Genomic DNA, 20,434 nt, shown 5'->3' on the forward strand with positions numbered 1-20,434 from the left:
GAAGGATGTGCGCGCCGGGGAGGTTTCTTCGACCGTCAGGCGGCGCGCGCGGCGGGCCGGACGACCGGGTGCAGCGCGGCGTACTCCAGGGGTGCGGAGGGGTCGATCGACACGTCCAGCGGTGCGGGCTCGGCGCCCGCCCGGACCAGCAGGTCCCCGATGGCGGCGATCATCGCGCCGTTGTCGGTGCACAGCCGCAGCGACGGCACGCGCAGTGTGATGCCGGCCGCGGCGCACCGCGCCTGGGCCAGCGCCCGGACACGGGAGTTGGCGGCGACGCCCCCGACCACGACGAGGGTGCCGACGCCGTGGTCGGTGCAGGCGGCGACCGCCTTGCGGGTCAGGACGTCGGCCACCGCCTCCTGGAGCGAGGCGGCGCCGTCGGCCACCGGCAGCGCCATGCCCCGGTGCCGCTCCGCCCATCGGGCGGCGGCGGTCTTCAGCCCGGAGAAGGAGAAGCCGTAGGCGTCGTCCCGGGGGCCGGTGAGCGGGCGGGGGAAGGGCACGGCGCGCGGGTCGCCGTCCCGGGCCGCCCGGTCGACGGCCGGTCCGCCGGGATAGGGCAGGCCGAAGACGCGGGCCACCTTGTCGAAGCACTCGCCCGCCGCGTCGTCGAGGGTGTCGCCCAGGTGCGTGATCGGGTCGCGGGCCAGATCGCGCACCAGCAGCAGCGAGGTGTGGCCGCCGGAGACGATCAGCACCACGCAGGGGTCGGGCAGCGGTCCGTGCTCCAGGGTGTCGGCGGCGACGTGTCCGGCCAGGTGGTGCACTCCGTACAGCGGCACCCCGAGCGCGTACGCCAGCCCCTTGGCGCCGGCCACCCCGACCTGGAGAGCGCCGGACAGGCCCGGACCGGTCGTCACCGCGATCGCCCCGATGTCGGACAGCCGCAGCCCGGCCTCGTCCAGCGCCTTGCGCACCACCGGGTTGAGCGCGTGCACATGGGCGCGCGCGGCGATCTCCGGCACCACCCCGCCGAACCGGGCGTGTTCGTCCATGCTCGATGCGACCGCGTGGCCGAGCAGCCGGCCGTCGCTGACCAGCCCCGCCCCGGTCTCGTCACACGAGGACTCGATACCGAGCACGATCCGCCGAGCAGCCATGAGCGCCTTCCCTGCCGTCCGAAGCATTTATTGCCCACATAGTGTAGTTGCATATGAATTGCAACAAGGGACGAGAAAGCGGCCTGCCCCGGATGGGACAGGCCGCCTGCTCGGACCGCGGGCGTTACGCGATGACGCCCTCGATCTCGACGAGGAGGTCGGAGCGGCAGATGTCGACGTGGAAGTAGGCGATGTCGACCGGCTCCGGGAACACCTCCTGGCACGCCTCGCGGACCTGCGGCATGTCCTCCAGGTGCCGCACGTAGACCTTCACCTGGGTCAGGTCGGACAGCTCATGGCCCCGGTCGATGCCGTGCTCCTTGAGGTTCCGGTCGCCGATGAGGTGCTCGATGTTCTCCAGCGCCACCCGGCACTGCTTGTCGATGCTGTCGGAGTGGACCGTCTGGTGGCCGAGGATGGCCGCGGTGCCGGAGATGTAGAGCTGCGCCGCACCGGACTCGGCGTCACGCGGCGTCAGATGGGTGGCCCGGGCGAAGCTTGGCGACTTCGGCCCGTACTGCTCCGGGTAGTGGTAGGCCGGGACCTGGCGGGTGTTCTCGATGTTGACGCGGGAGCCGGTCCGGGAGGCCAGGAAGTAGAAGGCGATGCCCTCGCCGCGGGAGCCGATGCCGGTGGCCGAGGGCATGTCCCGCCCCTGGGCCGCGTACAGCTCGAACGCCTCGGCGCGGCCCCGGCAGAAGTCCTGGTAGACCTCGAGCCCCTCGGCGTTCGGCTCATTGATCCGGCCGATCAGGTTCCACATCCGGAAGATGCTCGGGTAACCCAGCCGCTCGACCAGCTCGAAGACCGCCGTGTAGGCGGCCCGGGTCGCCTCGGTGTAGGTGCCCTGCCCGGGTATGAAGCCCGCGCAGAACAGGTAGTCGTCGGTATAGCCGTACACCAGGCCGTTCTCGGTGCCCGTGCGGACCGGCTGGTCCACCGTCCACCGCTCGGTGCGGACCTCCGTCTCGTCGGCCGCCATGTGCGTGCGGAGCACCGGCACACCGTCCAGCACAAGCGGATTCGAGCCCTCCAGTCCGTACGTGACCTCTCCGAGGACGAAGCGGCCAGGCCGGCTCTCGGGCAACTGGCCGGGGACGATGTAATCGCATCGCAGCATAGGAAACTCCAACGCGCCGCAGATCACGGCTCGGTGATGAGGGACCAGATAATTGCGGGAAGAATGCGTAGGAATACGCAGAGTGAAGGCTGGCCAGGGGTGTGGGTCGGAGGGTCGCCGCGCGACGCATGCCGATCCATGCCAACGCCCCCACCATACGTCAGTGCTTGTCTATGCGACTTGCTTTCTGTGATGGGGTCGACATTGAAGCTTCCTGACGGGTTTTCGTAGGCTACCGACGTTGCCCGACTTGGAGGACGAGAAGCCAGATGCCCGCTAGTGCCGCCCGAAACAGCGCCTGGATACAGCGATTTGGCTCCGCGCCCTCCGGTGACGTGCGCCTGGTCTGCCTTCCGCATGCCGGAGGCGCGGCGAGTTTCTACCACCCGTTCGCACGTTTGCTGCCGCCCACCGTGGAGATGCTGGCGATTCAGTACCCGGGGCGTCAGGACCGGCGTCTGGAGCCGTGTATCACGGACTTGCGGGAGCTCGCGGACCGCGTACTGGAGGAGTTGCGGCCGTGGACCGGTGAGTCCCTGGCCCTGTTCGGCCACAGCATGGGCGCCACCCTGGCCTTCGAAGTGGCCCGCCGTCTGCAGGAGCAGGACATCCCTCTGGAGCACCTGTTCGTCTCCGGCCGGCGCGCGCCGTCCCGCTCCCGCCACGAAGACGTGCACCTGCGCGACGACGAGGGCCTCATCTCCGAGCTGGCGGAGCTCAGCGGCACCGACCCCCGCCTCCTGGAGGACGAGGAGATGCGGCGCATGGTCCTGCCCGCTCTCCGCGGCGACTACACGGCAGCCGAAACCTACGTCTACCAGCCCGGACCGCCGCTGGCATGCCCCGTGACCATGCTCACAGGAGAGGCCGACCCCAGGGTGGACCGGGACGAGGCAGCGGCCTGGGAGGAGCACACCACCGGCCCGTTCGAGCTGCTGACCTTCCCCGGCGGCCACTTCTACCTCAGCGACCACCGCACGGAGGTCGCCCAGGCCGTGGCCGCCAGGCTGCTGCCCGGCCGCACCACCGACCACTGAACCGCCCGGCGCCCTTCCACCGAAGGCCCGCCGGCTTCCGCCCGCCGAGCCGAGGCGCCGTCAGGCCGCCGACCACACCCACGACCTGACGGCGACCGTCGAATATGCGCTCGAGCGGGAGAGGTACACTACGGAAACGCACCTGCAAAGTGCTGAAGTTATTGTTGGTCGCGGGGGTGGCGACAGCACACACGGGGGAGAAGTACGCATGCTCGACCGGCACGACCTCATTGCCATGGAGCAATCACGAGGAGCCGAGGCAGCGACGCTGTTCATGGGGTCACGGAGTTCTGGCGTGGCCATCAGAGCCTCGCAACTTGCCCGCCACACTTGTCCCCATTCTTAGGCGGGGCATTCACTCGGCGCTGAACGGCGCCGTCATACACATTCCCTGACAGGCGCCGGCCTGCCGTGAGAAATGTCGCGGCATGCCCTCACAACACATCCATGGGCTGGTGCGCCCATTGCCGGGACCCGAATCCCGGCACGTGCTGTCAACGAGGCGAGGAAAAGGAATCCCAAGGTGCGTGCAGAGCTGATTCAGCCATTGCCCGAACTGCTGCGTGCCCACGCCGGACAGCGAGGCGACCAGATCGCTTTCGCTGACGAGCGGCGCAGCGTGAACTACCGGGAACTGGAGCGGCGCACCGCTCGCCTCGGCGGACACCTGGCCGGGCTGGGCCTGCGGCGCGGCGACCGCGCGGTGATCCTCCTCAACAACAGCGTCGAGGTGATCGAGAGCTACCTCGCCGTCACCCGGGCAGCCGGCGTCGGCGTGCCGGTCAACCCCCAGTCCGCGGACGGCGAAGTCGCCCACGTCCTCGACGACAGCGGCGCCCGCGTCGTCATCGCCGACACCGCCCACCTGGAACAGATCACCCGCATCCTGGGCGGCGGCCGTGAACAGGTGCGCGTGGTGGTCGTCGGCGAAGACGACTCCGAGGCCGGACACGCTTCCTTCGAGGCGATGGCCTCCTCCCAGCCGGCCCAGCCCGCCCGCGACGACCTCGGACTCGACGAGACCGCCTGGATGCTCTACACCTCCGGGACGACCGGGCGGCCCAAGGGCGTGCTCTCCACCCAGCGCAGCTGCCTGTGGTCGGTCGCAGCCTGCTACGCGCCGGTACTGGGCCTCTCGGAGCGGGACCGGGTGCTGTGGCCGCTGCCCCTCTTCCACAGCCTCGCCCACATCCTCTGCGTCATCGGCGTCACCGCGACCGGAGCCACCGCGCGGATCATGGGCGGCTTCGTGGCCGAGGACGTGCTGCGGCTGATGCGCGCCGAATCGTTCACCCTGCTGGTGGGCGTGCCGACCATGTACCACCACATGGTGCTCGCCGCCGACCAGGAGCCGCTGGACACCACCGAGCTGCGCGCCTGCATGGTGGCCGGAGCGGTCACCGCGCCCTCGCTGGCCCGTTCCTTCGAGGACACCTTCGGCCTGCCCCTGCTGGACGCCTACGGCTCCACCGAGACCTGCGGCCTGATCACCATCAACCCGCCCGGCGGGAAGCGGGTCACCGGCTCCTGCGGACAGCCGGTCCCCGGCCTCGGAGTGCGCCTGGTCGACCCGGAGACCGGCCAGGACGTGCCGGCCGGCGAAGAGGGCGAGGTGTGGGTCAGCGGACCGAGCCTGATGGTCGGCTACCACAACCAGCCCGAGGCCACCGCCGCGGCACTGCGCGACGGCTGGTACCGCACCGGAGACCTCGCCCGGCGCGACGAGAACGACTACTTCACCATCAGCGGCCGCATCAAGGAACTCATCATCCGCGGCGGCGAGAACATCCACCCCGCAGAGGTCGAGGAAGCGCTGCGCGCCGCCCCCGGCATCGCCGACGCGGCGGTGACCGGCAAGCCCCACCAGACCCTCGGCGAAGTCCCGATCGCCTACCTGATCCTGGACGAGCCCGGCGCCTTCGACCGCGACCAGGTCCTCGCCGTCTGCCGGGAGCGACTGGCGAACTACAAGGTGCCCGCGGAGCTGTACGAGGTCGACGCGATCCCGCGCACCGGCTCCGGCAAGATCATCCGCCATCTGCTGGCCGAACGGCCCGTCCAGCTCCTCGCCCTCGGCGACACCTCCCACGAGTCCCTCTTCCGGCTCGACTGGACCGAGGTGACCGGCCCCGGCACCGCCCCGGCCGCCACCGACGACGCCGACGCCACCGACGACGCCGCGCACCCGGCCACCGGCTGGGCGCAGATCGGCCCCGACGCGCTCGTACCGGACGCCCCGACCTACCGGGACCTCGACGCGCTCGGCGCGGCCATCGCCTCCGGCACCCCCGTCCCCGGCCACGTGGCCATCTGGCACCGGCACATCACTCCGGCCGACGCCCCCGAGGCCGACGGCCCCCAGACCGGCACGACCGGCACGTCCGACACGACCGGTGAGAGGTCGCCGGACCGGATCCGCCGATGGCTCGCCGACCCCCGCTTCGCCCCCTCCCACCTGGTCATCGTCACCCAGCAGGCGGTCTCCGCCGCGCCCGGCGAGGACGCACCCGACCCGGCCGACGCCGCCCTGGTCGACCTCCTGCGCGCCGTTCAGGAGGCGCACCCCGACCGGCTGACGCTGCTCGACCTCGACGCTGACGAAGCGTCACGGGCCCTGCTCACCACCGCCGCCGGCTGGGCGGAGCCGCAGCTCGCGATACGCGCCGGCACGGCCTACGCCCCCCGGCTGCGGTCCGTCGGCCACACCGACCCGCTCCACGGGGACGGCGACGCCGTCCTGTCCGCGCTGCGCGACCGACTCGCCGGCATGTCCGACGCCGAACGGACCCGCACCCTGCACGAGCTGGTGCGCGAGCAGGCGACGGCCGTCCACGGCGACCTGGGCCAAGCCGCCTTCGAGCCCCGCCGCAGCTTCCGGGAGCAGGGCTTCACCTCGTTGACCGGCGTGGAGCTGCGCAACCGCCTGGCGGCCGCCACCGGCCTGCGCCTGCCGGCCACCCTCGTCTTCGACCACCCCACCCCGCAGGCCGTGGTCCGCTACCTGCAAGCGGAACTGCTGGAGAGCAAGGACGCCCTCACCGGCCCGCTCCCGAGCGGCCCGCTCGCCGCCGCCGACGACCCCATCGCCATCGTCGGCATCGGCTGCCGCTACCCGGGCGGCATCACCTCCCCCGAGGAGCTGTGGCGCCTGGTGTCAGGCGGCGACGACGCCATCTCCGCCTTCCCCACCGACCGCGGCTGGGACCTCGACAAGCTCTACCACCCCGACCCCGACCACTCGGGTACCAGCTACGCCCGCGAGGGCGGATTCCTCTACGACGCCGCCGACTTCGACGCCGCGTTCTTCGGGATCTCGCCGCGTGAGGCGCTGGCGATGGACCCGCAGCAGCGCCTTCTCCTCGAAACCTCCTGGGAGGCGTTCGAGCGGGCCGGTATCGATCCGCTGTCGGTGCGCGGCAGCCGTACCGGCGTCTTCGCGGGCGTGATGTACCACGACTACGCCAGCCGCCTGAACGCCCTCCCCGAGGGCGTCGAGGGTTACCTGGAGACCGGCAACGCCGGCAGCGTGGCCACCGGCCGGGTGGCGTACACGCTGGGCCTGGAGGGCCCGGCGGTGACGGTGGACACGGCCTGCTCGTCCTCGCTGGTCGCCCTGCACCTGGCGGCGCAGTCGCTGCGCCAGGGTGAGTGCTCGATGGCGCTGGTCGGCGGTGTGACCGTGCTGTCGACGCCGGATGTGTTCGTGGAGTTCAGCCGCCAGCGCGGCCTGGCCGCGGACGGTCGCTGCAAGGCGTTCGCGGGTGCCGCGGACGGCACCGGCTGGGCCGAGGGCGCGGGCATGCTCCTCATCGAGCGGCTCTCCGACGCCCAGCGCAACGGCCACCCCGTCCTCGCCGTCGTCCGGGGCAGCGCCATCAACCAGGACGGCGCCTCCAACGGCCTGACCGCGCCGAACGGCCCGTCCCAGCAGCGGGTGATCCGCCAGGCACTCTCCAACGCCGGCCTCGCCCCCCAGCAGGTGGACGCGGTCGAGGCGCACGGCACCGGCACCACCCTCGGTGACCCGATCGAGGCCCAAGCGCTGCTGGCCACCTACGGGCAGGGCCGTGTGGACGACCGTCCGCTGTGGCTGGGTTCGGTGAAGTCCAACATCGGCCACACCCAGGCGGCGGCCGGTGTCGCCGGAATCATCAAGATGCTGATGGCGATGCGGCACGGTGTGCTGCCGCAGACCCTCCACGTCGACGAGCCCACCCCGCACGTCGCCTGGTCCGCCGGAGCCGTCCAGCTGCTGACCGAGCAGGTCGCCTGGCCCGAGACCGGCGAACCGCGCCGAGCGGGCGTCTCCGCCTTCGGCGTCAGCGGCACCAACGCCCACGTCATCCTCGAAGCCGTCCCGGCGCCCGAGCAGCCCGAGGACGCGACCGACCGCGCGGGTGACACCGAAGCCGCCGTGGTTCCGTGGGTCCTCTCCGCCCGTGGCCCGGAGGCCCTGCGGGCAGCCGCGGAGCGCCTCGTCCAGCTGGTGGAGAGCGAGACCGACGCATCGCCGGCGGACATCGGCCTCTCACTGGCGACCACCCGCGCCTCCCTGGAGCACCGTGCCGCCATCGTGGCCTCGGGCCGCGAGGAGTTCACGGCTGCTCTGACCGCTCTCGCGGCAGGCGAAACCGCCGCCGGCGTCCTCCACGGCCAGGCGAACCACCCCGGTGGTGTGGTGTTTGTCTTCCCCGGTCAGGGTTCGCAGTGGCTGGGTATGGCGGTGGAGCTGTTGGAGGCTTCGCCGGTGTTCGCGGCTCGTATGGCCGAGTGTGCGGCGGCTCTTGCTCCGTTCACGGACTGGTCGTTGCTGGACACGGTTCGGGACGAGTCGGGTGTGTGGCTGGAGCGGGTTGATGTCGTTCAGCCTGTGTTGTGGGCGGTGATGGTGTCGCTGGCCGCGGTGTGGGAGTCCCATGGTGTGGAGCCGGCGGCGGTGGTGGGTCACTCGCAGGGTGAGATCGCCGCGGCGGCTGTGGCCGGTGCGCTGAGCCTGGACGATGCCGCTCGGGTTGTGGCGTTGCGGAGCCGGTTGCTGCTGGACCTCGCGGGTGATGGCGGCATGCTGTCGGTGGCGTTGCCGGTGGAGCGGGTCACCGAGCGGATCGGTGGATTTGGGTCGCGGGTGTCGGTGGCTGCGGTCAACGGCCCGGGCTCGGTGGTGGTTTCCGGTGAGCGCAGCGTGCTGTTGGAGCTTCAGTCGGGTTGGGAGGCTGAGGGTGTTCGGGCGCGGTTGGTGCCGGTGGACTACGCCTCGCACTCGGCGCAGGTGGAGGAGATCGAGGACCGTCTGCTGGAGGTCCTGGCCCCGATCCAGCCCCAGGCCGGCCGTATCCCGTTCTACTCCTCGGTGACCGGTGCCCGGATCGACACCACTGGTGTGGACGCCGGGTACTGGTACCGCAACTTGCGGCAGACGGTGGAGTTCGCGAAGGCGACCGAGACGCTGCTGGATGAGGGTCATGGCGCGTTCATCGAGACCAGCGCGCACCCCGTCTTGCTGATGGGTGTGCAGGAGACCGCGGATGCCGCGGACCGTCCGGTGGTCACCGTCGGCACGCTGCGTCGTGAGGAGGGCGGGCAGCAGCGGCTGTTGACGTCGTTGGCGGAGGCGTACACCCAGGGCGTCGAGGTGGACTGGGCGTCGGTGTTCGCGGGCACCGGCGCACGCCGGGTCGACCTGCCGACGTACCCCTTCCAGCGCCAGCGCTACTGGCTCGACGCTCCCGAAACCGACCAGCACCCCACCACCGGCCAGTCCACCAGCGCCGCCGAGACCACCTTCTGGGACGCGGTCGAGCGCGAGGACCTGGCGTCGCTGGCCTCGGCCTTGCGGGTCGGGGACGAGGAGCCGTTCAGCGCGGTGGTGCCGGCGCTCTCGTCGTGGCGCCGCCAGCAGCGGGACGCCTCGACCGTGGACAGGTGGCGCTACCGGATCGACTGGCGGCCGCTGCCGGGTGCGCAGGCGCGTTCGCTGGCGGGCACCTGGATCGCGGTGCTGCCGTCGAGCGGCGGCGGCGAGCAGTGGGTGGCGGCGCTGGAGGAGCGCGGCAGCCGCCTGGTGCGCGTCCAGCTCGACGCGGCACCGGACCGCGCCTCGCTGGCCGACCGGTTGCGGGACGCCTGCGCCGCCGGTCCGGTGGCGGGTGTGCTGTCGCTGGCGGCCCTGGAGGACGGCGCCCATCCGCTCCATGCCGGCCTGCACGGCGGCACGGCGGCCACGGTGGTCCTGGCACAGGCTCTCGGAGACGCCGGGGTGGACGCCCCGCTGTGGCTGCTGACCGAGGGCGCGGTCGCCACCGGCCGCGCCGACGAGCTCACCGACGCGGAGCAGGCCCAGGTCTGGGGTCTGGGCCGGGTGATCTCCCTGGAGCACCCGGACCGCTGGGGCGGCCTCATCGACCTTCCGCGCGCCGCCGACGAGCGGGTTCTGGACCGGCTGTGTGGCGTGCTGACCGCCGCGGGGGACGAGGACCAGCTCGCCATCCGTCCGTCCGGCGTCCAGGTGCGCCGACTCGTCCGCGCGCCCCTGACCGACACCCCCGGCTCCCGCACCTGGAAGCCGAGCGGAACCGTCCTGGTCACCGGCGCGACCGGCGGGCTGGGGCCGCACATCGCACGCTGGCTGGCCCGCAGTGGCGCCGAACACCTGGTCCTGACCAGCCGACGAGGCCCCCAGGCCGCGGGCGCCACCGAGCTGGCCGACGAACTCACCGCCCTCGGCGTGCGGTTCGACATCGTCGCCTGCGACATGACCGACCGGAACGCCGTGGCCACGCTCGCCGAGCGGCTCGTCCACGAGGGCACCCCGGTACGCGCCGTGCTCCACGCGGCGGCCTACACCGAGCTGGCGGCACTGGCCGAGACGAACGTCGCCGACTTCGCCGCCGTGGTCGAGGCCAAGGCCCGAGGCGCGGAGTACCTGGACGAGATCTTCGGGCCCGAGGTCGACGCCTTCGTGCTCTTCTCCTCGATCTCAGGCGTCTGGGGCAGCGGCAACCACGCCGCCTACGCCGCCGCCAACGCCTACCTGGACGCGCTGGCCGAACGCCGGCGGGCCCGGGGCCTGACCGCGACCTCGGTGGCCTGGGGCATCTGGGACAGCGGCGCCGACCGCGCCGAGGTCCTCCCCGAAGCACTGCGCCGGCAGGGCCTGCCCTTCATCGAGCCGGAGCTGGCGTTCACCGCGCTGCAGCAGGTCCTCGACCACGACGAGACCTTCATCGCCGTGGCCGACGTCGACTGGGAGCGCTTCGTCCCGGCCTTCACGATGGCACGCCCGCGTCCGCTGCTCGACGGGGTGCCCGAGGCGCGCGCGGCCGTGGAATCCGCGGACCGCGCCGACCTGGCCGTGGCGGCCGGAGCCGGCACCGGCGCCGGTGCCGGGGAAGCCGAGGGCAGCGCACTGGTGCGGCGGCTCGCTCCACTGTCCGAGGCCGAACGCGACGCGATCCTCGCCGAGTTGGTCGGCACCCACGCCGCGGCTGTGCTCGGCCACGCGTCCGCCGACGCCGTGACGACCGACCGCGCCTTCCGCGACCTGGGCTTCGACTCGCTCACCGCCGTCGAACTGCGCAACCGGCTGCAGACGGCGATCGGCGTCCGCCTCCCGGCGACCATGATCTTCGACCACCCGAACCCGCAGGCGCTGGTCCGGTATCTCGCCGACACGCTCCTCGGCTCGGAAACGGACCGCGCGGGCGCCACCTCGGCCCCCGTGCCCGCCGTGGCGGTGGACGACGAACCCATCGCGATCGTGGGCATGAGCTGCCGCTACCCGGGCGGCGTCAACTCGCCCGAGGAACTGTGGCAGCTGCTGTCCACCGGCGGCGACGCGATCTCGGCCTTCCCCGGTGACCGCGGCTGGGAACTGGACGGCTTCTTCGACCCGGACCCGGACCGGCCCGGCAAGAGCTACGTCCGTGAGGGCGGCTTCCTGCACCAGGCAGCCGAGTTCGACGCGGCGTTCTTCGGGATCTCGCCGCGCGAGGCGCTGGCGATGGACCCCCAGCAGCGCCTCCTCCTCGAAACCTCCTGGGAAGCGCTGGAGCGCGCGGGCGTCGACCCGCTGAGCCTGCGCGGAACCCAGGGCGGAGTCTTCGTCGGAGCGGCCGCGCAGCGCTACGGCGGCGACCCCGCGTACGCGCCGGAGGGCGCGGAGGCACACCTCGTCACCGGAACCGCCGCCAGCGTGCTCTCCGGCCGGGTGTCGTACACCCTGGGCCTGGAGGGCCCGGCGGTCACCGTCGACACCGCCTGCTCGTCCTCGCTGGTCGCCCTCCACTGGGCGGTCCAGGCCCTGCACCGGGGCGAGTGCACGATGGCGCTCGCCGGTGGCGTGGTGGTCATGCCCACCCTCGACCCGTTCGCCGGATTCAGCCGCCAGCGCGCCCTCGCCGCCGACGGCCGCTGCAAGGCCTTCTCCGCTGCCGCGGACGGCATGGGCCTGGCCGAAGGCGCCGGCATGCTGGTGCTGGAGCGGCTCTCCGAAGCCCAGCGGAACGGCCACCAGGTGCTGGCGGTCATCCGTGGCTCGGCGGTGAACCAGGACGGCGCGTCCAATGGTCTGACGGCGCCGAACGGTCCGGCCCAGCAGCGGGTGATCCAGCAGGCGCTGGCCAGCGCACAGCTGTCCCCCGCGCAGGTCGACGCCGTCGAGGCGCACGGCACCGGTACGGCGCTGGGCGACCCGATCGAGGCGCAGGCGCTGCTGGCGACCTATGGGCAGAACCGCCCCGAGGACCGTCCGCTGTGGCTGGGTTCGGTGAAGTCCAACATCGGCCATACCCAGTCGGCCGCCGGTGTCGCCGGGATCATCAAGATGGTGATGGCGATGCGGCACGGTGTGCTGCCGCAGACCCTGCACGTCGACGAGGCTTCGCCGCACGTGGACTGGTCGGCGGGCGCCGTCGAACTGCTGACGGAGCAGGTGTCCTGGCCGGAGACCGGCGAGCCCCGCCGGGCGGGTGTGTCCTCCTTCGGGATCAGCGGCACCAACGCCCACGTCATCCTGGAAAGCGCCCCGGCCGTCGAGACCGAGGCGCCCGAGGAGGACGTCCGCGTCATCGACGGTGCGGTGCCGTGGGTGCTCTCGGCACGGACGGGGACCGCACTGCGCGCCCAGGCCGGGCGGTTGGCCGCACTGATCGAACGTGCGGATGACGTGTCGCCGGTGGACGTCGGCTATTCGCTGGCGGTGTCGCGGGCGGCGTTGGAGCACCGGGCCGCGGTGGTGGCCTCCGACCGTGCGGAGTTCCGTGCGGCCCTGGAGGCGCTGGCCGCCGGCGAGACCCCGGCGGGCGTGGTCGAGGGCGTTGCGGGTTCCGGGAATCTGGCCGTGTTGTTCACGGGTCAGGGTTCGCAGCGGGTCGGTATGGGCCGTGAGCTGTATGAGCGGTTCCCGGTGTTCGTGGAGGCTTTTGACGCGGTCTGTGTGGAGCTGGATCGTCATCTGGAGCGGCCGCTGCGTGAGGTGATCTTCGCCGCTGACTCCGAGCTGCTTGATCAGACGGGGTTCACCCAGCCGGCGCTGTTCGCGATCGAGGTGGCGCTCTTCCGGCTGGTGGAGTCGTGGGGGATCCGCCCGGACTTCGTGGCTGGCCATTCGATTGGTGAGTTGTCGGCCGCGCATGTGGCGGGTGTGTTGTCGCTGGCGGATGCGGCGACGTTGGTGGCTGCTCGTGCCCGGCTGATGCAGGCGTTGCCGCAGGGTGGGGCGATGGTGTCCATCGCTGCTCCCGAGGAGGATGTCCGGGCGGCGCTCGATGACGTTGCGGGTGTGTCGGTCGCGGCAGTCAACGGCCCCGCGTCCGCGGTGATCTCCGGTGACGCCGACACCGTGGCGCGTATCAGTGAGGGTTTCGCCGCTTCGGGTGTGAAGACCAAGCAGCTGCGTGTCAGCCACGCTTTCCACTCGTCGCACATGGATGGGATGCTCGCCGACTTCCGTCAGGTGGCGGCGGGGATCGCCTTCGAGGCTCCGCGTATCCCGGTGGTCTCCAATGTCACGGGTGAGGTCGCGTCGGCTGAGGAGCTGTGCTCGGCGGAGTACTGGGTCCGCCATGTGCGGGAAGCGGTGTTGTTCGCCGCCGGTGTGCGCACGCTGGAGGCCCAGGGTGTGACCCGCTTCTTGGAGCTGGGTCCGGACGGGACGCTCTCGGCGATGGCTCGGGAGTGCTTGGCTGAGGACAGCGAGGCCACTCTCGTCCCGGTCCTGCGTCGTGACCGTGGCGAGGAGCAGACGCTGCTGACGGCCCTTGGACAGCTGTACGTCGATGGTGTCGCCGCCGACTGGGAGGCGGTCTTCGCCGGTACCGGCGCGCGCCGGGTCGACCTGCCCACCTACGCCTTCCAGCGTGAGCGGTTCTGGATCGTGCCCGGCCAGGCCGACCAGCGGTCCGCCGACGCGGCGGACTCCGCCTTCTGGGAGATCGTCGAGCGCGATGACCTCACCCTTCTGGCCTCCGCGCTCCAGGTGAACGATGAGGCCCCGCTCAGCAGCGTGCTGCCCGCGCTGTCTTCGTGGCGGCGGCAGCACCGGGACCTGTCCGCTGTGGACGACTGGCGCTACCGCATCAGTTGGACCCCGCTCACCGGTGCCGGCGCCTCGACGCTCTCCGGCACCTGGCTGGCCGTACTGCCCTCCGGCGAGGCCGGCGACTCGTGGGTGACGGCGCTGGAGTCACGCGGGGCTCACATCGTGCCGGTTCGGCTCGATGAGTCCGCCGATCGCCACGTGCTCGCCGATCAGTTGCGCGGCATCGCGGACGCGCAGCCGGTCACCGGCGTGCTGTCGCTGCTGGGACTGGGCGACGAGGCCGAGGCGCCCCACTCCGCGCTTCCGACCGCCACCGCGGCCACGGTGCTGCTGACCCAGGCTCTGGGCGACGCCGCTGTCCAGGCCCCGTTGTGGCTGCTCACCGCGGGTGCGGTGACCACCGGTCCCGCCGATCGGCTCACCCGTCCCGGCGCGGCCCAGCTCTGGGGGCTGGGCCAGGTGATCGCGCTGGAGCACCCGGACCGCTGGGGCGGGCTGATCGACCTGCCGCAGACGGCCGACGAACGGACCCTCGACCAGCTGTGCGGGGCGCTCACGGCGACGAGCGGCGAAGACCAGCTTGCCGTTCGCGCCTCGGGCATCCATGCCCGTCGGCTGCTGAGGGCACGCAACACCGGCGCCACCTCCCGTGCTTGGACGCCGAGCGGCACGGTCCTGGTGACCGGCGGCACGGGTGCCCTGGGCGCGCACGTGGCGCGCTGGCTGGCCGGCGCGGGGGCAGAGCATCTGCTGCTGCTGAGCCGGCGCGGCTCGGACGCTCCGGGCGCGCAGGCGCTGCGGGACGAGCTGACGGACCTGGGCGCTCAGGTGACCGTCGCGGCCTGCGATGCCGCCGACCGCGACGCGCTCGCCGGGGTGCTGGCGGCCGTCCCGGCCGAATACCCGCTGACCGCGGTGGTGCACACGGCCGGTGTGCTGGACGACGGCATTCTTGACGCGCTCACCGGGGAGCGGGTCGAGGCGGTGCTGCGGCCGAAGGCCGAGGCGGCGCTCCACCTGCATGAACTCACCCGCGAGCTGGACCTGTCGGCGTTCGTGCTGTTCTCCTCGTTCTCCGGCGTCGCAGGCAGCGCCGGGCAGGGCAACTACGCGGCGGCCAACGCCTTCCTGGACGCGCTGGCCCAGTACCGGCGGCAGAACGGCCTCACGGCCACCTCGATCGCCTGGGGCGCCTGGGCGGACGGCGGCATGGCCGCCGACGGACGGGCGGTCGAGGAGCGGCTGTCCCGCAACGGTGTCTCCGCGATGGCCCCCGAGCTCGCCCTGACCGCCCTGCGGCAGGCGCTCGACCACGAGGAGACGGCGATCGCCGTCGCCGACCTGGACTGGTCCGTCTTCACCAGCACGCTCGCCACCCCCGCCCGCCCCGGCTCGCTGCTCGGCGAACTCACCGAGGCCCAGGAGGCGTTGGCGGCGTCGGCGGCGGCACACGACGACCCGTCGGACGCGCTCACCACCCTCCGGCAGCGGCTGGCGGGGCTTGTCCCCGCCGACCGCGAATCCGAGCTGCTGGACCTCGTCCGCGGGCAGGCCGCCGCCGCCCTCGGGCACGCCACAGCGGACGCGGTACAGGCGACCCGCGCCTTCCGGGACCTCGGGTTCGACTCGCTCACCGCGGTGGAACTCCGCACCCGCCTGCAGCGGATCACGGGCCTGACGCTGCCGGCCACCCTCGCCTTCGACTACCCGACCCCGCAGGCCCTGGTCCAGCACCTGGCCGAGCTGCTCGTCGGCCCCGACGCGGACCCCGCGGGCGCCGCGCCGCTCGACGCGCCCGCCGGGGCCGTGGCCGACGAGCCGATCGCCATCGTGGGCATGAGCTGCCGCTTCCCCGGCGGGGTCAGCTCGCCCGAGGAGCTGTGGCACCTCCTGGCCGCGGGCGGCGACGGAATCTCCGGATTCCCCACGGACCGCAGCTGGGACATCGACGGGCTCTACGACCCCGACCCGGACCACCCCGGCACGAGCTATGTCCGGGTGGGCGGCTTCCTGCACAACGCCGCGGACTTCGACGCCGGGTTCTTCGGGATCTCGCCGCGTGAGGCGCTGGCGATGGACCCGCAGCAGCGGCTGCTGCTGGAGACCTCCTGGGAGGCGCTGGAGCGCGCCGGCATCGACCCGCAGTCCGTACGCGGCAGCCGGATCGGCGTCTTCGCCGGCACCAACGGCCAGGACTACGCCACGGTCGCGATGAGCGCACCGGAGAGCACCGAGGGCTATCGGGGGATCGGCAACGCCGCCAGCGTGGTGTCGGGCCGCGTCGCGTACACGCTGGGCCTGGAGGGCCCGGCGGTCACGGTCGACACCGCCTGCTCGTCCGCCCTGGTCGCCCTGCACTGGGCGGCGCAGTCGCTGCGGCAGGGCGAGTGCTCCATGGCGCTCGCGGGTGGTGTGACGGTGATGGCGACTCCGGCGGCGTTCGTGGAGTTCAGCCGTCAGCGCGGTCTCGCCGAAGACGGCCGCTGCAAGGCGTTCGCGGGTGCCGCGGACGGCACCGGCTGGTCCGAGGGCGTCGGCATGCTGCTCGTCGAGCGGCTCTCCGACGCCGAGCGGAACGGCCACCCGGTGCTGGCGGTCATCCGTGGCTCGGCGGTGAACCAGGACGGTGCGTCCAACGGTCTGACGGCGCCGAATGGTCCCTCGCAGCAGCGGGTGATCCAGCAGGCGCTGACCAACGCCCGGCTCTCTGCCGATGAGGTGGACGCGGTCGAGGCGCACGGCACCGGTACGGCGCTGGGCGACCCGATCGAGGCGCAGGCGCTGCTGGCGACGTATGGTCAGGGCCGTCCTGACGACCGCCCCCTGTGGCTGGGTTCGGTGAAGTCCAACCTGGGTCACACGCAGGCGGCGGCCGGCGCGGCCGGGATCATCAAGATGGTGATGGCGATGCGGCACGGTGTGCTGCCGCAGACCCTGCACGTCGACGAGCCCACGCCGCATGTGGACTGGTCGGCGGGCGCGGTCGAGCTGCTGACCGAGCAGATCGCCTGGCCGGAGACCGGCCGGCCCCGTCGGGCGGGCGTCTCGTCCTTCGGCGTGAGCGGCACCAACGCGCACGTCATCCTGGAGAGTGCCCCGGCCGTCGAGACGGAGGCGTCCGAGGAGGACATCCGCGTCACCGATGGCGTGGTGTCGTGGGTGGTGTCCGCGCGGAGTGCGGAGGCGTTGCGGGGGCAGGCGCGTCGTCTGGCCGCGTTTGTTGAGTCCCGGCCGGATGTGAGCGTGGCGGATGTCGGTTATTCGCTGGCGGTGTCGCGGGCTGGGTTGGAGCACCGGGCCGTGGTCGTCGCCTCGGATCGTGCGGAGTTCCGCGCGGCGCTTGAGGCGCTGGCTGCCGGCGAGACCCCGGCGGGTGCCGTGCAGGGTGCGGTTGGTAGCGGGAAGCTGGCCGTGTTGTTCACGGGTCAGGGTTCGCAGCGGGTCGGTATGGGCCGGGAGTTGTGTGAGCGGTTCCCGGTGTTCGCGGAGGCGTTTGACGCGGTCTGTGTGGAGCTGGATCGTCATCTGGAGCGGCCGCTGCGTGAGGTGATCTTCGCGTCTGATGCGGGGTTGCTGGATCAGACGGGGTTCACCCAGCCGGCGCTGTTCGCGATCGAGGTGGCGCTGTTCCGTCTCACCGAGTCGTGGGGGATCCGCCCGGACTTCGTGGCTGGCCATTCGATTGGTGAGTTGTCGGCCGCGCATGTGGCGGGTGTGCTGTCGCTGGCGGATGCTGCGGCGTTGGTTGCTGCTCGTGCCCGTCTGATGCAGGCGTTGCCGCAGGGTGGGGCGATGGTGTCCATCGCTGCTCCCGAGGAGGACGTCCGCGCGGCGCTTGACGGCGTGGCCGGTGTGTCGGTCGCGGCCGTCAACGGTCCGACCTCGGTGGTGATTTCCGGTGACGCTGACGCCGTGGCGCGTATCAGTGAGGGTTTCGCCGCCTCGGGTGTGAAGACCAAGCAGCTGCGCGTCAGCCACGCTTTCCACTCGCCGCACATGGACGGGATGCTTGCCGACTTCCGTCAGGTGGCGGCAGGGATCGCCTTCGAGGCTCCGCGTGTCCCGGTGGTCTCCAATGTCACCGGTGAGGTCGCGTCGGCTGAGGAGCTGTGCTCGGCGGAGTACTGGGTCCGCCATGTGCGGGAAGCGGTGTTGTTCGCCGCCGGCGTGCGCACGCTGGAGGCCCAGGGTGTGACCCGCTTCCTGGAGCTGGGTCCGGATGGGACGCTCTCGGCGATGGCCCGGGAGTGCCTGTCCGAGGACACCGAGGCCGTGCTCGTCCCGGTCCTGCGTCGTGACCGTGCCGAGGAGCAGACACTGCTGGCGGCCCTCGGGCAGCTCTACGTCCACGGTGTCGCCGCCGACTGGGAGGCGGTCTTCGCCGGTACCGGCGCGCGCCGGGTCGACCTGCCCACCTACGCCTTCCAGCGTGAGCGGTTCTGGATCGTGCCGGAGGAGACCGACCGGCAGACGGCTGACGGGGCGGACTCGGCCTTCTGGGAGGCGGTTGAGCGCGAGGACCTCAGCGCGCTCGCCGATGTGCTGGAGGTCGGCGACGACGAGCCGCTCGATGCGATGCTGCCGCTGTTGTCCCGATGGCGACGGCAGGGCCGTGAGCGCTCGGCCATCCGGGACTGGCGCTACCGCGTGGACTGGCTCCCCGTGGCCGAGCCGACCGTGTCGCCGTTCTCCGGTGCATGGCTGGTGGCGGCCGCCGGATCCGGTGCGGACACCGACCGGATCGCTGACGCCCTGGCGGCGCGCGGCGCTGACGTCGTGCGCGTCGACCTGACGGACGCGGTGGGCGACCGGGCGGCGCTGGCCCAGCGGATGAAGGAGGTCGGGGCGGAGTACCCGGTGCTCTCCGGGGTGGTCGCGCTGCCCAGCAACGCCGCCGACACGGCGCTGGTGGCGCAGTCGCTCGGTGACGCCGGGGTGCAGGCGCCGCTCTGGCTGCTCACGCGGGGCGCGGTGTCCACCGGACCGGCCGATCACCTCACCGACGTCACCCAGGCTCAGGTCTGGGGTCTGGGCCGGGTCGTCGCGCTGGAGCACCCGGACCGCTGGGGCGGATTGATCGACCTCCCGCAGGCCGTGGAGGAGCGGACCCTGGACCGCTTGTGCGGTGTGCTGACCGCCGCGGAGGGCGAGGACCAGCTCGCCATCCGCTCGTCCGGTGTGTACGTGCGCCGGCTGGTGCGGGCTCGCAACACCGGCACCGCGTCCCGCGATTGGGCGCCGAGCGGCTCGGTGCTGGTCACCGGCGGCACGGGCGCCCTGGGCGCCCATGTGGCACGCTGGCTGGCCGCCGCGGGCGCGGAACACCTGGTGCTGGTCAGCCGGCGCGGCGCCGAGGCGCCGGGCGCCGAAGCGCTGCGCGAGGAGCTCTCCGGGCTCGGCGTGAGCGTGACCCTGGCCGCGTGCGACGTGGCCGACCGGCAGGCGCTCGCCGGTGTGCTGGCGGCCGTGCCGGCCGAGCATCCGCTGACCGCGGTGGTCCACACCGCGGGGATCCTGGACGACGGCGTCGTGGACGGGCTCACCGAGGAGCGCATCGACGCGGTGCTGCGGCCCAAGGCGGATGCCGCATGGCACCTCCACGAGCTGACCCAGGACCTGGACCTGTCGGCCTTCGTGCTGTTCTCCTCGCTGGCGAGCACCGCGGGAAGCCCGGGGCAGGGCAACTACGCGGCGGCCAACGCCTTCCTCGACGCGCTGGCCCAGTACCGGCGGCAGAACGGCCTCACGGCCACTTCGGTCGCCTGGGGCGCCTGGGCGGACAGCGGCATGGCCGCCGACGCCCAGGTCGTGGAGGAGCGGCTGCGCCGCAGCGGTGTGGTGCCGATGGCACCGGAGCCGGCGCTGGCGGCGCTGCGGCAGGCGCTCGACCATGACGACACCGCGGTCACGGTCGCCGACCTGGAATGGCAGCGCTTCGCCCAGTCCTTCACCGCCACCCGCCCCAGCCCGCTGCTGGGCGAACTGCCCGAGGCGCGCGAGGCATTGCGTGCCGCGTCGGACGTCGACGCGTCCTCCGCCTCCGGGTCGGCGGGCACGGACCTGGCGCACCGCCTCTCCGGTCTGTCCGAGAGCGGGCGGGAGCGCGTCCTGCTGGACGTGGTCCGCAACCACGCCGCGACCGTCCTGGGACACGCCTCGGCGCGGACCGTGGATCCCGAACGCGGCTTCCTGGACCTGGGCTTCGACTCGCTCACCGCGGTCGAACTCCGCAACGGGCTGCAGCGGCTGACCGGACTCACCTTCCCGGCGACTCTGCTCTTCGACTACCCGACGCCGGCCGCGCTCGCCGCGCACCTGCGTGCCGCGATCGTCCCCGCCGACCACGACGGTCAGACGGACGATCCGGCCTCGGCCGACTCCGCGCTGACGGAGCTGAACAAGGTCGAGGCGGCCCTGTCGTCCATGGAGTCGGACGAGGACCGTACGAAGGTCATCGCCAGGTTGAACGACATGCTGACGAAGTGGCGCAGCACCGTGCGCCCAACGGAAGAGGACGACGACGGCCTGATTGACGCGGCCACGGACGAGGAGATCTTCAAACTCATCGACGATGAGTTCGGAGACTTCTGAACCGACGAATCCGATCCGATGAATCCGACCGTCTCGAAATTCCAGC

3 protein-coding genes and 1 pseudogene are annotated in these 20,434 nt (G+C 72.2%); 2 read left to right on the forward strand and 2 right to left on the reverse strand.

All coding sequences use genetic code 11. The features are described from left to right. Window positions 1-35: 35 nt before the first annotated feature. Window positions 36-1,103, reverse strand: coding sequence for a tRNA (adenosine(37)-N6)-threonylcarbamoyltransferase complex transferase subunit TsaD (gene tsaD / locus AC4BDD_RS26690; RefSeq protein WP_490688004.1), 1,068 nt, complete (start codon window positions 1,101-1,103; stop codon window positions 36-38). 124 nt (window positions 1,104-1,227) lie between these two features. Beyond that, window positions 1,228-2,223, reverse strand: coding sequence for an FkbO/Hyg5 family chorismatase (locus AC4BDD_RS26695; protein WP_490688005.1), 996 nt, complete (start codon window positions 2,221-2,223; stop codon window positions 1,228-1,230). 269 nt (window positions 2,224-2,492) lie between these two features. Here AC4BDD_RS26695 and AC4BDD_RS26700 point away from each other — a divergent pair, with 269 nt between their 5' ends. After that, complete coding sequence (locus tag AC4BDD_RS26700; RefSeq protein ID WP_490688006.1) at window positions 2,493-3,260, forward strand: thioesterase II family protein; 768 nt, start codon at window positions 2,493-2,495, stop codon at window positions 3,258-3,260. Between the two features lie 622 nt (window positions 3,261-3,882). After that, window positions 3,883-20,388: pseudogene (locus AC4BDD_RS26705) on the forward strand (type I polyketide synthase); the annotation flags it as partial. Window positions 20,389-20,434 lie beyond the last annotated feature (46 nt).

This window comes from Streptomyces sp. JLBT605 (genome assembly GCF_058215555.1).

What these genes read in the sequence shown, in the direction of transcription:
- tsaD (WP_490688004.1), bottom strand. Translation starts at nt 1,103, where the DNA reads ATGGCTGCTCGGCGGATCGTGCTCGGTATCGAGTCCTCGTGTGACGAG.
- AC4BDD_RS26695 (WP_490688005.1), bottom strand. Translation starts at nt 2,223, where the DNA reads ATGCTGCGATGCGATTACATCGTCCCCGGCCAGTTGCCCGAGAGCCGG.
- AC4BDD_RS26700 (WP_490688006.1), top strand. Translation starts at nt 2,493, where the DNA reads ATGCCCGCTAGTGCCGCCCGAAACAGCGCCTGGATACAGCGATTTGGC.